Consider the following 14,944-nt stretch of genomic DNA (forward strand, 5'->3'; position numbering starts at 1 on the left):
TGCGCTATCCAGCTCATACTGATAAAGACGTAAAGAAGAGGCGTAACCCTAATTTAGGAAGACTAGCTTCAAGGAGGTTAACTACGACCTCTATCTATACAATTATTATCCCATAAGAAAGTGGGATTGAGAACAAAATGTAGTATTTATTACTACAACTATAATATACGAGGAGGTAACTATGGAAGAAATAATAATGGAACTAATTGTGCATTCTGGAAATGCCCGTTCTTTTGCTATGGAAGCTATTCAAGAAGCAAAAAAAGGTAATTTTGAAAAAGTTGATTCGCTATTAAAAGAAACTAATTCAGAATTTCTTAAAGCTCATGAAATTCAAACGAAAATGATACAGGATGAAATTAATGGTGAAAGTACCGCAGTTAGTTTATTAATGGTTCATGCGCAGGATCATTTAATGAACGCTCAAACTGTAAAGGATTTAGCGGAAGAGTTCATTTATTTAATTAAAGAAAATATGAAATAAGAGGAGGAGTAATAATGAATATATTATTAGTGTGTGCAGGTGGAATGTCTACAAGTATTTTAATGAAGAAGATGGAAAAATTTTGGGCAGAAAAAGGTGTTGATCTCAATATAAAGGCAGTAGGTGTATCTGCATATGAAGAAAATGCAAAAGATTTTGATGTTATCCTAATGGGACCTCAAGTTAGATATAAATTAGATGAAGTAAAAGAGAAGACAGGACTTCCTACAGAAATGATAAATGGTATGGATTACGCAATGGGAAACTGTGAAAATATTTTCAAACAAGTGGAAAAAATGTATAAGTAGGAGTAAGAAATGAGCGGCTTTGAAAATAATAAAATATTAAAATCGTTAGAGAAGTTTGGACAATCTTTAGGACAAAATAAGTTTTTATCATCTCTACAAGCAGGAATGATGTCTTTGATGGGTGCAATAATGGTTGGAGCTATTTGTCAAATTATTACAGCCGTATTTGGTCCATCTTTATTAAAATTGTTTGAAGCTGATAGCACTATTGCAAGATATTTAGATTTACCTTATCAATTTACAACAAACTTTTTATCCGTATGGGTAGTGATAACGGTATCATATAACTATGCAAAGAGCTTAGGGATTAAATCACCTGTGATAAGTTCAATTAACTCGTTAGTTATATTTTTTGTTATAGCAGCCCCTATAGTTATGGTAGGAGAAAATGTTTCGGCTGTTGATAAGACTTATCTTGGTGGAACTGGTATGTTTGTTGGATTTTTAGTAGTGTACTTAGTTGTAAATATAGAAAGATTATGTTACAAATACGATATAAGAATAAAAATGTCAGACATCGTTCCTCAATTTTTACAAGATGGTTTCTCAGCTATAATACCTTTATTGATAAGTGTAGCAGTGTTTTTACTAGTAAATCACGGAGTTTTAGTTTTATCAAATGGTCAATATAATATTCCATCTGGTTTCTTAGCTTTGATAGGAGCTCCTTTACAAGCTATAAATTCATTCCCAGGAATGTTATTACTTATGACTTTTGCAGCCTTGCTCTGGTGTTTTGGTATCCATGGAACTATTATTATATTTACAATTTTAATGCCACCTATAATGCAAGCAATTATAAAAAATGGTGAGTTAGTTGCTGCAGGCCAAGCTCCGATTTTCGCACCAGTTATGTTGTCTGGAACAGTTGCCATGGTCGGTGGTACAGGAAATACATTGCCTATAGCACTATTAGGCTGGAATTCTAAATCAGAACAAATAAAAGCTTTAAGTAGAATATCACTACTACCTGGATGGTTCGGCATTAATGAGCCTCTCACATTTGGTATGCCAATAATGTATAACCCAATCTTATGTATCCCATATGTACTTTCAGTTCCTGTAATAATGACTTTAACCTATATTGCCTACAAAATTGGATTTTTAATGCCAGGCTGGATATTAATTATGTCATTACTACCTATGGGATTTGGTGGTTATTTAAGTACACTAAATATAAAAAATGCTATATGGGATTATTTAATGATAATACCTGCAACAATTATATATTATCCATTTTTCAAGATGTATGAAAAACAATTAATTAAAAAAGAACAAGAAGCAAAAGAATTAGAAAACGCATAGAAAGGATTTATAGATGAGCTTTGATAAAAACTTTTTTTGGGGTGGAGCTATAGCTGCAAACCAAGCTGAAGGTGGTTATAAAGAAGGTGGAAAAGGTGAAATATTACATGATTTCTTAACTGCTGGTTCAGTAGAAAAGAGAAGAAAAGTTACTTATATAAATAAAGATGGATCTACAGGAGAATTAGATTATTCTTTCGGCTTTGAAGAATTACCTGAAGGAGCTAAAATAGGCGAAGTTGAAGGATATTATTATCCTAACCAAGAAGGTATTGATTTTTATCATAGATATAAAGAAGATATTGCTTTATTAGCAGAAATGGGCTTTAAGATGTTCAGGATGTCAATTTCTTGGGCGAGAATATTTCCAAATGGTATTGAAGAAGCACCAAATCAAGAAGGTTTAGATTTTTATAGAGGGATCTTTGAAGAACTAAAAAAATATAATATAGAACCTCTAGTAACTCTACATCATTTTGATACTCCTTTATTTATAGAAGAAAAATTAGGTGGATTTTCAAACAGAAAGGCAATTGATTTGTTTGAAAAATATACTAAAACAGTTTTAGATGAATATGAAGGACTTGTAAAATATTGGTTAACATTTAATGAAATTAATATTCCTATTGCTATAACAGCTTTATATAAGGAATTAGGAACCAAGTATAACAAAAAGATTTTACAAACTTTGCACAATGAATTTATTGCTTCAGCTAGAGCAGTAAAATATGCTCACAAAAACCATCCTGAGTATATGATGGGATGTATGATAGCTGGTATGGCATCTTATCCACTAACACCAGATCCTAATGATATATTATTAAATCGATATAATTGGGAAAAAATGACATTCTATTGTGGTGATGTCATGGTAAAAGGTAAATATGGAACTTATGCTAAAAGAATATGGGATGAGTTGAAAGCTAAACCTGATATCGAAAAACAAGATTTTGAAGACCTATCTGAAGGTTGTGTAGATATGTATACATTCTCTTATTATCAAACTAGTGTAGCAACTACTCACGAGAATAAAGATAGGGTTTCGGGTAATTTCTCTGCAGGTATTAGAAATGAGTATCTTGAATACTCAGATTGGGGCTGGTCATATGATCCTAAAGGATTGAGGTATTACTTAGAAGTTATTTATGATAGGTATGAAAAACCAATAATGGTTGTTGAGAACGGTTTAGGAGCCTATGATAAATTAGAAGATAATACCATATATGATGATTATAGGATAGACTACATGAGAGGTCATATTGAAGAAATGAAAATTGCTATTGATCACGGTGTTAATTTAATTGGATATACCTCATGGGGCTGTATAGATCTTGTTTCAGCAGGTACTGGAGAAATGTCAAAAAGGTACGGATTCATATATGTTGATAAAGATGATGAAGGTAATGGTACACTAAAGAGATACAAAAAGAAATCTTTTGAGTGGTATAAAAAAGTTATAGAATCAAATGGTCAAGATTTAGATTGATTAATGAAAAATGAACTAATATACTACCTAAGTATATTATGATTATAATTGGTAGAATATATTGATTCTAATAAAAGTTCTATTTTTGAACGAGAGCCCCCATATCGTTATAAATATTATAGTGTTATAGATCATTAATAAGATTAATAACTCGATCAAAACATGTTCTTTTATAGTGTGAACTCGGATTAATGACAGTATAGAAAGAATATAAATGCTATTTATAAATGATCATAAAATCATAAGGAGGATTTTATTATGAAGCATACAGCATTAGCTAATGGAGTAAAGATGCCGATGCTTGGTTACGGCGTGTATCAGATTGCACCTGAAGATTGCGAACGTTGCGTTCTTGACGCAATTAAAGTCGGTAATCGACTAATAGATACGGCACAAGCATACAACAATGAGGAGGCCGTGGGAAATGCCATTAATAAGTGTGGTATTCCCCGTGAGGAACTTTTCATTGTTACAAAGGTATGGATTTCCAACGCTGGATATGAAAAAGCTAAGGCCTCTATTGAACAATCACTTAAGAAACTTCAAACCTCATATATAGACCTACTCCTTATTCATCAGCCATTTAATGATTACTATGGTACTTATAGAGCTATGGAAGATGCCTATAAAGACGGAAAATTGCGTGCCATCGGAGTTTCTAATTTCTATCCAGATAGACTTATAGATCTCTGCAATTTTGTTGAAATAAAGCCTATGGTAAATCAGGTGGAGACTCACGTATTTCAGCAGCAAAAAGAAGCGCACAAGATTATGGATAAATACGGTGTAAAGCATATGTCTTGGGGACCTTTCGCGGAAGGCCGAAAAGATTACTTTTCAAACCCAGTTCTTCTGGAAATCGCTAAAAAGTACAATAAGAGTTCTGCACAGGTGGCACTTCGTCTTCTAAATCAGTCTGATGTTATTATTATCCCAAAGTCAACTCATATTGAAAGAATGGAGCAGAATTTCGATATCTTTGACTTTAAGCTTTCTGAGGAGGATATGAAACGAATTTCTGAACTTGACGAAAGCGAGAGTGCGTTCTTCTCACATTATGATCCTGAAACAGTAGAATTTCTTTGTAGTCTAGGTCGTTAAAAATAAGAAATATAATAGTATAACTAAATCATTAAAATTATGGCATCCGGCTAAGGTCGGGTGTCAATTTTGTTTATTAATAATTATTTGTTTTTGCGATACAATATGACAAGATATAAATTTTCTGTTAAATAGATATGCGTAGTCAGTTATTCTAGGTTTTGGATAAGATTATATATGAGTTACTAAGCTAGGTATAAGTTATTTCTAATAGATGAAAAAGATATATAATTTTTTATTATCTATTTTTAAGACACCTACCCTTTCACCGCTTTAACAAAGTTATCTAATAATTGACAAGTGGAATTATAAATGTATAATTTTTTTAATTGCTTTATCATACTATTTGGATGTATGATTTTAATTTTGATTAAATTATTTTTTATATTAAGGGGAAGAAGATGAAAGTTGTTAAATTTGGGGGAAGTTCTTTGGCTGATTCTACTCAGCTTAAGAAGCTTAAGGATATTATTTTTGCAGACAGTGACCGCAAATATATTGTTGTTTCTGCGCCTGGTAAGGGTGTCAATAACAACCACAAGGTCACTGATCTATTGGCTATGTGTCACCAGCTAAGTGACCATGATTTAAATTTTAATGAGGTTTATAGGATTATTGAGGATATTTATAAAAATATTGTCGATGACCTGGGCCTTGATATTGATATTGACGCTATTCTTGCTGAGGTGAAGGAAGAGATTACAAATGGGGCTTCTTATGATTTTGTTGTTAGTCGTGGGGAGTATATGAGTGCTAGGGTTTTGGCTTCCTTTATTGGTTATGACTTTGTGGATGCCAAGGATTTGATTACTTTTAATGATGGGATTTTGGATTTGGAGAGGTCCCAGGCTGATATTAAAGATATTTTGGCTAAGCATGATAGGGCTGTTATCCCTGGATTTTATGGTCAGGAAAATGGCGAGATTATGACATTTTCTCGTGGAGGGTCTGATGTGACGGGCTCTGTTATTGCTTCAGCTGTTGATTGTAAGATGTATGAGAATTTTACTGATGTGTCTGGATTTTTGGTTGCTGATCCTAGGATTGTCAAAAATCCAAAGCCTATTGGTACCATTACCTACAAGGAGCTTAGGGAGCTATCTTATATGGGGGCTAATGTCCTTCATGAAGAGGCGATTTTCCCTCTTAGGGATAAAAATATTCCGATTAATATTAAAAATACTAATAAACCGGATAAGCCTGGAACTCTTATTGTTTCAAACTGTGATGTCAAAAATAAAAATATTCTTACAGGTATTACTGGCAAGAGGGACTTTACTTCTATTACTCTAGAGAAGGTAAATATGAACAGTGAGAAGGACTTTTTTAGGAAGCTTACCACTGTTTTTGAGTCTAACGATATTTCAATTGAGCATATGCCTTCGGGTATTGATACGGTTTCTGTTCTTGTGGCAGATTCCTATATTACCCCTAAGCTAAATAAGGTCCTTGAAGAATTACAAATCTATTTGGATATAGATAGCCTATCTTGGGAGAGGGATATTTCTCTTATTGCAGTAGTTGGCCGAGGCATGATTAATGAGAAGGGTGTTTCAGCCAGGACTTTTACTGCTCTTGCTAAAGAAGGTGTTAATATCAAGATGATTAGCCAGGGCTCTAGCGAGCTTAATATTATTATCGGCATAGAAACTCAAGATTTTGAAAGGGCAATCCGCTCTATTTATGACGAATTTTATGGAGAAAAGTAAGACAATTTAGAATTTGTCTTCGTATATAGTTGATTAGTTTTAAATAAATTTTAACTACCCCCACTAAGACCATTTTAGCCTTGGATGGGGGATTTTTTATTGTCTTACTATTGACTTTTATTTTATATATGCTATAATATTCATATGAACAAACAAACATATGAAAGGTGACTAATATGAATATTAAAAATATCTCGGATAACATTTTGGCTGATTTGGCCGATTTGTTCAAGATTTTCTCAGACTCTACCAGGATGAGGATTATGTATAGGCTTTTTGAGGGGCCTGTGAGTGTGGGGGATATTGCTGAAAGTCTTGATATGAGCCAGTCGGCTATTAGCCACCAGCTTAGAAATCTTAAGGAGAATAATCTCGTTAAGGCCGAGAGGGATGGCAAGTCTATGATGTATAGCTTGGCTGATGACCATGTCAAGATTATCATTGCGACTGGCCTTGACCATGTTTGTGAAGATGATAAGAATTGTGCAGAGTGCGAAGAAATTTGTGAAGAATAATTAGGAGGATTTTATGAAGAAGAAATATATTATTGAAGGTTTGGATTGTGCTAATTGCGGAGCTAAGATTGAGGAGGCCATCTCTAAGATGGATGGGGTTAATTCTGCTAGCGTGTCTTTTTTGACTGAGAAGGTTAAGCTTGATTTGGCTGATGATATAGACCTTGAAGCTTTCCTTAAAGAGGCTAATGAGATTGCCGATAGGATTGAACCAGGGTCTGTGATTAAGGAGAAATAGATGTTTAAGTCAATGACTAAGGACCATAAGAAAGAGCTTTATAAGTTGATTCTTATTGGCCTTGCTAGTTTTGGGCTTGCCTTTGCGACAGGCCATAAGCACAATGATATTGGTCATCCTAATTGGGGTGTGCTTTTAGCTTTTCTTCTCTTATATTTAATAGCGGCTGCTGATGTTTTAAAGGCTGCCTTTGAGGGAATTAAGAGGGGCCAGGCCTTGGATGAGAATTTTCTTATGACCATCGCTACCCTTACAGCCTTTATCATAGGAGATTATATCGAGGCCATTGCCGTTATGGTTTTTTATGGCTTTGGAGAGCTATTTGAAGAGATTGCTACCCACCGTTCTAAGGAAAATATCAAGGACCTCCTAGACCTAGTGCCTGATCTTGCTAATAGGGTTCTGGAGGATGGATCTATCGAAGAGATTGACCTTGATGATGTAGAAGTGGGCGATGTGCTCATGGTTCGTGATGGTGAGAAGGTCGGTGTCGATGGCTATGTAATCGAGGGCAGGGCCCTGGTTGATACTTCTTCTGTGACAGGTGAGTCTATGCCTGTTGAAATTGAGCCAGGTAGCGAAATTATTTCCTCATCTATTGTCACAGATGGGATTATAAAATATAGGGCAGAGAAAGAATTTGACGATTCTGTAGCTGCCAAGATTATAGAACTTATTGAGGATTCACACACAGCAAAATCTGATAGCGAAAAGCTTATTACAAGATTTGCCAGGATTTACACACCAATTGTAGTCGCCCTTGCAGGCTTAGTTGCCATTGTTCCACCGCTTTTTATGGGTGGAGAATGGTCTGATTATCTCTTTAGGGCTGCGACCTTCCTTGTATTATCTTGTCCATGTGCCCTTGTCTTGTCCGTCCCACTTTCCTTTATGTCAGGTCTGGGACTTGCTAGTCGTGAGGGGATTTTGGTTAAGGGTAGCCAATACTTTGAAGATTTGAAGGAGGCTGATATCCTTCTTACTGATAAGACAGGGACCTTAACTACAGGAGAATTTGTAGTTAAGGACATAGTTTATTATGATGTTGATAATAAGGATGAGCTTTTAGATTTTATTTACAATCTAGAAAAGATGTCTACCCATCCTCTTGCCCAAGGCATAGTTGCTTCTCTAAATCGTGAAGAAAATCCTGATTTATTTGAAGATGTTGAAAATGAAAAGGGCCTTGGAATTAAAGCTAGGACTAAGGATGGTAGACAAATAAAAATTGGATCAGCAAGGTATGTAGCCTATGAGGGCGATGTAACCGATAGGGCTGTATTTTTAGCCATAGATGGTAAGCTTGCTGCAAAGATTATAGTAGAAGATGAGATAAAGAAGGGTGCTAAGGAGACTATTAACTTTCTTAAGGGTCAGTTTAAGGAAGTTGGAGTTGTATCTGGAGATAGCGTCTTTGCTGTAAAAGACTTGGCTGACAAACTTGATATTGATATTTACCATGGTGAGGTTATGCCAAAAGATAAGCTTGAAATTATGAAGGCCTACCAGGATGCTGGCCACAAGGTCGTTTTTGTTGGTGATGGTATAAATGATGCACCAGTTCTTAAAAATTCTGATATAGGTATTTCAATGGGAGAAACTGCATCAGATCTTGCCATAGAATCATCAGATATCCTTATAGCAAATGGACAATTTAGCCAACTTGAAAGGCTGATGAAGATAGCTAATATAACCAATTTGACAGTTGTGCAAAATATTGTATTTATAATGACAGTTAAAATTTTAATCTTAATCCTGGGCCTATTTGGATATGCTTCAATGTGGCTAGCCATAATCGGAGATGTGGGAGTGTCAATTGCCGCCATCCTCTGGGCTATGAGGATACTTAAAAAGAACCTTTAGGGGTTCTTTTTTTGACCACAGACCTAAGTCTTTCAATCATTGAAAACTTCCTATTTCCTAGTATAATACAAGGGTATAAATGTATGAAATTTAAAGGCCTTTTAGGTCTTTTCCTTTATAAAGATTGAGAGATGTTATGAAATTTAAGCTTAATTCAGAGTACAAACCACGTGGGGACCAGCCGGAGGCTATTAAAGAGCTTTCTGATGGGATTCTTGCTGGCAAGAAGGACCAGATCCTAAGAGGGGTAACAGGCTCCGGTAAGACCTTTACCATGGCCAATATTATAGAAAAGGTCCAAAGGCCTACCCTTGTTCTTGCCCACAACAAGACCCTAGCCTACCAGCTTTTTACAGAGTTTAAGGAGTTTTTCCCAGACAATGCTGTAGAATATTTTGTTTCCTATTATGATTATTACCAGCCAGAGGCCTATGTGGCTGCAACTGATACCTACATTGCCAAGGACTCATCCATCAACGATGAGATTGACAAGATGCGCCACTCTGCGACCATGGCTCTTTTTGAGCGTAGAGATGTTATAATTGTGGCATCTGTCTCCTGTATTTATGGTCTGGGAGATCCGATTGATTACAAAAAGCTAGTCGTATCCCTAAGACCTGGCCAAGAAATAAGCCCGGCAGGGGTAATGAAAAAGCTTATTGACGTCCAATATGTGAGAAATGACGTGGACTTTGACAGGGGGACCTTTAGGGCAAGGGGCGATATCCTTGATATCTACCCAGCAGGTTTTGACCAAAAGGCCATCAGGGTTGAATTTTTTGGAGATGAAATCGACCAGATTTCAGAATTTGATCCCTTAACAGGTAAGGTCCTATCAAAGCTTTCCCACGGCTATATATATCCTGCCAGCCACTACGCTACCACAAGCGAAAAGACTGAAAGGGCAATAGTTACAATTGAAGAAGAGCTAGAAGAGAGAATCAAGGAATTTGAAAGCGAAAATAAACTCTTAGAAGCCCAAAGAATTGAACAAAGAACCAGATATGACATAGAAATGCTCAAGGAAATCGGATTTTGCTCAGGGATTGAAAATTATTCAGCCCACCTATCTCAAAGGCCAAGGGGGTCAAGGCCTTATACACTAATCGACTATTTTCCAAAAGATTTCGTCCTAATGGTAGATGAGTCCCACGTATCAATTCCTCAAGTAGGAGGCATGTATGCAGGGGACAGGTCCAGAAAGCAAAACCTAGTAGATTACGGATTTAGGCTACCTTCAGCCTTAGATAATAGGCCACTTAAATTTGAAGAATTTGAAAAGCTAATCAACCAAACAATCTATGTTTCAGCCACTCCTGGCCCATATGAGATGGAAAAAACAGGGGGCAAGATTGTAGAGCAAATAATAAGGCCAACAGGACTACTAGACCCACTTGTAGAAATAAGACCAACAGAAAATCAAATAGATGACCTTATAAATGAAGTCTACAAGACAATTGAAAAGGGGGACAGGGTCCTTGTCACAACCCTAACCAAGAAAATGGCCGAAGACCTCACAGACTATTTAACAGAAAAGCAAATCAAGGTCAAATACCTCCACTCAGACATAAAGACCATCGAAAGAAGCGAGATAATAAGAGAGTTAAGGTTGGGAGAATTTGACGTCTTAGTAGGCATCAACCTCCTAAGAGAGGGATTAGATATACCAGAAGTATCCCTAATAACAATCCTAGATGCCGACAAGGAAGGCTTTTTAAGAAGCGAAACCTCCCTAATTCAAACCATAGGAAGGGCCGCCCGTAACTCAGAAGGCAGGGTAATAATGTATGCCGACCGCATCACAGGATCCATGCAAAAGGCAATAGATGAAACAGAGCGTAGAAGAAAAATCCAAGAAGCCTTCAACAAAAAACATAATATTACCCCAACCACCATCAGGAAAAACATAGGCGAAATAATCCAAGTAACCAAAAAAGCAGAAGATGTAGAAGAAATCCAAGAAATAAACAGGGCAGAAATAGAAACAATCCTAATAAACATGGAAGCAGAAATGTACAAGGCTGCAGAAGAGCTTGATTTTGAAAGAGCAGCAAAATTACGAGACCAAATTAAAAAGATGAGAGAGAATTTCTAATCCAAGATAAGAATATTTCTAATCCAAGATTAGAATATTTTAGGGGATTTTCCCCTAGAACCCCTTCTTTTCTTATACAATATGAGATTATTATTTACTATTATCCTTCGTAATTTTGTCTTATAATAAATGTTTGTCATCAAGCTGATGACTTCGCCAAAGGGGGAGGGCCAAGGACCCTTTCGCATGGGTCCTCATCGCCCTCCCCCTTACACCCCCTCTTCGTTACACCCCACAAGCGACTCTTGCAGAGGGCAAACTGAAGATTGCCTATGTCAATCTTCTTTGTTAGACCTGACTGCTATTCATCCTGGTCCAAAATCTATTATTTCAAATCTCGTCAGCTAAAAATTTAGATTCGCTACGCTCAACAAAATTTTTTGACGCTTCCTCGATTTAAAATAATTAACGATTTTAATTCTGTAAGTCTTACTTCTTTCTTATCTAGACTAACTAATAGCAATGTTTGCCAAAGGCAAACGAGCCTAAGACCTACTATGACGTCAATATTCTCTCAGAATACAAAATAATTCTCCAAAAGCCGGGAGATTTTGTAAATGAATGAGCCGTTAAAAAATCTGATTGTTTGAGCGTAGCGAGTTATCAGATTTTAGGCGAATGAATGTCAAAATCAGTTGGTATTAGGATAGCTAATACAAAGGGTTCTGTCTACCAAGAGAGGATTGCCGTTAGGCAATCTTCTAATCATGCTCCCCGCTTTAGGGGCCGCCTGGGGGTGTAACGGGGAGGGGGTGCAAGGGGGAGCCCGATGAGGGACCATGCGGAAGGTCCCTTGGGGCTCCCCCTTGAGACGAAGATTCAATAGTTAATAATAATTATTTATTAAAAGATAAAATTACAAAGAGAATTAGTAAATAACAATAATTCATTAAGAGACAAAACAATAAATAAAATTAATAAATAATAACAATAATTCAGAATGAAATAAAGAATAAATAATTTATCTAGGATAAAAAAAGAAAGGAATGTTAATGTCAGAAAAAAACATTATTATTAAAGGAGCAAGGACTAATAATCTCAAAAACATTGACCTGACTTTGCCTCGTGACAAGATGATTGTCTTTACTGGTTTGTCAGGTTCTGGGAAGTCTACTCTTGCCTTTGATACTATCTATGCTGAGGGCCAGCGCCGTTATGTGGAGAGCTTGTCTTCTTATGCTAGGCAGTTTTTGGGTGGGATTGATAAGCCGGATGTTGATGCTATTGAGGGGCTCTCTCCTTCAATTTCTATAGATCAGAAGACTACTAATAGGAACCCTAGGTCTACTGTTGCTACTGTGACTGAGATTTATGACTATTATAGGCTTTTATATGCTAGAATTGGCGATGCTTTTTGTCCAGTTTGTGGCAAGCCTATTGTGGCCCAGTCTGTGGACCAGATGGTTGATAGGATTATGGAAATTGAAGAGGGTTCTAGGATTCAGCTTTTAGCTCCTGTGATTAGGGGCAAGAAGGGCCAGCACAAGAAGGCTCTTGAAAATATTAGAAAAGAAGGCTTTGTCAGAGTCATGATCGATGGAGAAAGATATGAAATCGAAGATGACATCGACCTTGATAAGAATAAAAAGCATGACATTTCAGTAATTGTCGACAGGATTAAGATGAAGCCTGGAATTGAGTCTAGGATTGCTGATTCGCTTGAAACTATTATTGGTCTTGCTGATGGACTTGTGATTGTGGATGTGATTGGAAAAGAAGAAATTCTCTTATCATCCAAGCTTGCCTGCCCTGAAGGCCATGTGTCTTTGCCAGAAATTACTCCAAATATGTTTTCATTTAACGCACCAATTGGCATGTGCCCAGAGTGTAATGGTCTTGGTTTTCATTTGCAAATTGATAAGGACCTTATTATCCCTGATTATAGCCTTTCTATCAATCAAGGGGCTATAGATCCTTATGCCGGTTCTGGCAAGGGTACCTACTATTACCAAGTAGTAAGGGCAATTGCTGACCATTATAAATTTGACCATGACAGCCCTCTTGAGGATGCTCCGGAGGGGATGATCCACGATATCCTTTATGGAACTGACTATGACCTTTCTTTTATTTTTGATTCTCACTTTTCAGGCCAAAAACGCTATGTGGGGATTTTTGAAGGGGCCATCCAAAACCTTTGGGATAGGTACCAAAGGACCAATTCCGATGCCCAAAAGAAGAAATTTAGGGAATACATGGGAGAAGAGGAATGCAGGGTATGCCACGGAGATAGGCTTAAGCCGGAAGTTCTTGCTATTAAGGTTGGTGGCCTAAATATTTCAGAACTTACCCGCCTTTCTGTAGCCAAATCTATAGAATTTTTCCAAAATTTGGAATTGTCTGAGATGAAGGCAAAGATTGCCGAGCTTATTATCAAGGAAATTAAGGGTAGGCTCAAGTTTTTAGACGATGTAGGTCTATCTTACTTGACCCTAAATAGGGCTGCGGCGACTCTTTCTGGTGGTGAAAGTCAGAGGATAAGACTTGCAACTCAGATAGGATCTGGCCTTGTAGGGGTTTCTTATGTCCTTGATGAGCCATCTATAGGTCTTCATCAAAGGGATAATGACAAGTTAATCACTTCTCTACGAAACCTCACTGATATAGGCAATACCCTCATTATCGTAGAACACGACGAAGATACCATGAGGGCAGCAGATTATATTGTTGACATCGGCCCAAGGGCTGGGATTCACGGAGGCCAGATTGTCGCTAAGGGTTGTCTTGATGAGATTATGAAAAACAAGGCTTCTATAACTGGAGATTATTTGGCTGGTAGGAAGAAAATCCCTGTACCAAAAGAAAGGCGTAAGTCTGATAAGTTTATAGAAATAATCGGGGCTGGGGAAAATAACCTCAAAAATATTGACGTGAAATTCCCCCTTTCAACCCTCACCACAGTTACAGGTGTATCCGGCTCTGGTAAGTCTTCTCTTGTCAATCAAATCCTATATAAGGTTGCAACAAGAAAGCTTAACAAGACCAAAATCCACGCAGGTATCCACAAGAAAGTTATAGGCCTTGACCAAATTGACAAGGTCATAGCCATTGACCAGTCACCAATCGGTAGGACCCCAAGGTCAAACCCAGCCACCTACACCAAGCTTTTTGACAGCATTAGAGATGTCTTTGCCATGACCAACCAGGCCAAGATGAAGGGATTTAAGAAAGGGAGATTTTCCTTCAATGTCAAGGGCGGCAGGTGCGAGGCTTGTAAGGGAGATGGGACAATCAAGGTTGATATGATGTTCCTTCCTGATGTTTATGTGCCTTGCGAGGTTTGCCACGGCAAAAGATACAACAGGGAAACTCTTGAAGTAAAATACAAGGGCAAAGATATTTCAGAGGTCCTAGATATGACTGTTGAGGAAGGCATAGAATTTTTCCAAAACCACCCACCAATTGTAAGGAAACTCCAAACCCTCTATGATGTGGGCCTTGGTTATATCAAAATCGGCCAACCATCCACCGAATTATCAGGAGGAGAGGCCCAGAGGGTAAAGCTTGCAACAGAGCTTGCCAAGGTATCAACAGGCCAGACCCTCTACATCCTAGATGAGCCAACTACAGGTCTTCATACAGCAGATGTCCACAAGCTAATAGAAGTCTTAAATAGACTTGTAGATCAAAATAATACAGTAGTAGTAATCGAGCATAACCTAGATGTAATCAAGGTTTCAGACTACATCATCGACCTGGGTCCAGAAGGAGGCGATGGAGGCGGAGAAATTGTCGCCTCCGGCACTCCAGAAGAAGTATCCAAGGTCAAAAAATCCTATACAGGTAAATACCTAAAGAAAATTCTTAAATAAAATAAAGGCTTCTTGATTAGAAATAATTAAG

At 37.2% G+C, this 14,944-nt stretch carries 11 protein-coding genes; all 11 read left to right on the top strand.

Annotated elements, in window-relative coordinates; translation table 11 throughout:
- The first annotated feature begins 181 nt into the window (after positions 1-181).
- The 11 genes from NH286_RS08300 to uvrA all read left to right on the top strand — a co-directional run bounded on the left by NH286_RS08300 (position 182) and on the right by uvrA (position 14,913).
- A complete protein-coding gene (locus NH286_RS08300; protein WP_265238209.1) occupies positions 182-484 on the top strand; it encodes a PTS lactose/cellobiose transporter subunit IIA in 303 nt (100 codons plus the stop codon).
- 14 nt (positions 485-498) lie between these two features.
- The gene (locus tag NH286_RS08305) at positions 499-792 is read left to right on the top strand and encodes a PTS sugar transporter subunit IIB (protein WP_265238211.1); all 294 of its coding nucleotides are present in this window, start codon (positions 499-501) and stop codon (positions 790-792) included.
- A gap of 9 nt (positions 793-801) precedes the next feature.
- Positions 802-2,097 carry a PTS sugar transporter subunit IIC gene (locus tag NH286_RS08310; protein ID WP_265238213.1) on the top strand — a complete coding sequence of 432 codons (1,296 nt, stop codon included), beginning with the start codon at positions 802-804 and terminating at the stop codon, positions 2,095-2,097.
- Positions 2,098-2,110: 13 nt separating this feature from the next.
- On the top strand, positions 2,111-3,583 hold the full coding sequence (locus NH286_RS08315; RefSeq protein WP_265238214.1) for a glycoside hydrolase family 1 protein: 1,473 nt from the start codon (positions 2,111-2,113) through the stop codon (positions 3,581-3,583).
- Positions 3,584-3,841: 258 nt separating this feature from the next.
- Positions 3,842-4,684 carry an aldo/keto reductase gene (locus NH286_RS08320; protein WP_265238216.1) on the top strand — a complete coding sequence of 281 codons (843 nt, stop codon included), beginning with the start codon at positions 3,842-3,844 and terminating at the stop codon, positions 4,682-4,684.
- A gap of 401 nt (positions 4,685-5,085) precedes the next feature.
- Complete coding sequence (locus NH286_RS08325) at positions 5,086-6,393, top strand: aspartate kinase (protein WP_265238218.1); 1,308 nt, start codon at positions 5,086-5,088, stop codon at positions 6,391-6,393.
- A 176-nt stretch (positions 6,394-6,569) separates the two neighbouring features.
- A complete protein-coding gene (locus NH286_RS08330) occupies positions 6,570-6,908 on the top strand; it encodes an ArsR/SmtB family transcription factor (RefSeq protein WP_106461546.1) in 339 nt (112 codons plus the stop codon).
- Between the two features lie 13 nt (positions 6,909-6,921).
- Complete coding sequence (locus NH286_RS08335; protein ID WP_106461547.1) at positions 6,922-7,146, top strand: cation transporter; 225 nt, start codon at positions 6,922-6,924, stop codon at positions 7,144-7,146.
- Complete coding sequence (locus tag NH286_RS08340) at positions 7,147-9,009, top strand: heavy metal translocating P-type ATPase (RefSeq protein ID WP_265238220.1); 1,863 nt, start codon at positions 7,147-7,149, stop codon at positions 9,007-9,009.
- A 136-nt stretch (positions 9,010-9,145) separates the two neighbouring features.
- Positions 9,146-11,104 carry an excinuclease ABC subunit UvrB gene (uvrB, locus tag NH286_RS08345; RefSeq protein ID WP_265238222.1) on the top strand — a complete coding sequence of 653 codons (1,959 nt, stop codon included), beginning with the start codon at positions 9,146-9,148 and terminating at the stop codon, positions 11,102-11,104.
- A gap of 992 nt (positions 11,105-12,096) precedes the next feature.
- Positions 12,097-14,913 carry an excinuclease ABC subunit UvrA gene (gene uvrA, locus NH286_RS08350; protein ID WP_265238224.1) on the top strand — a complete coding sequence of 939 codons (2,817 nt, stop codon included), beginning with the start codon at positions 12,097-12,099 and terminating at the stop codon, positions 14,911-14,913.
- Positions 14,914-14,944 lie beyond the last annotated feature (31 nt).

Source organism: Anaerococcus sp. NML200574, from assembly GCF_026131665.1.
GTDB classification, from domain to species: Bacteria; Bacillota; Clostridia; order Tissierellales; family Peptoniphilaceae; genus Anaerococcus; species Anaerococcus kampingae.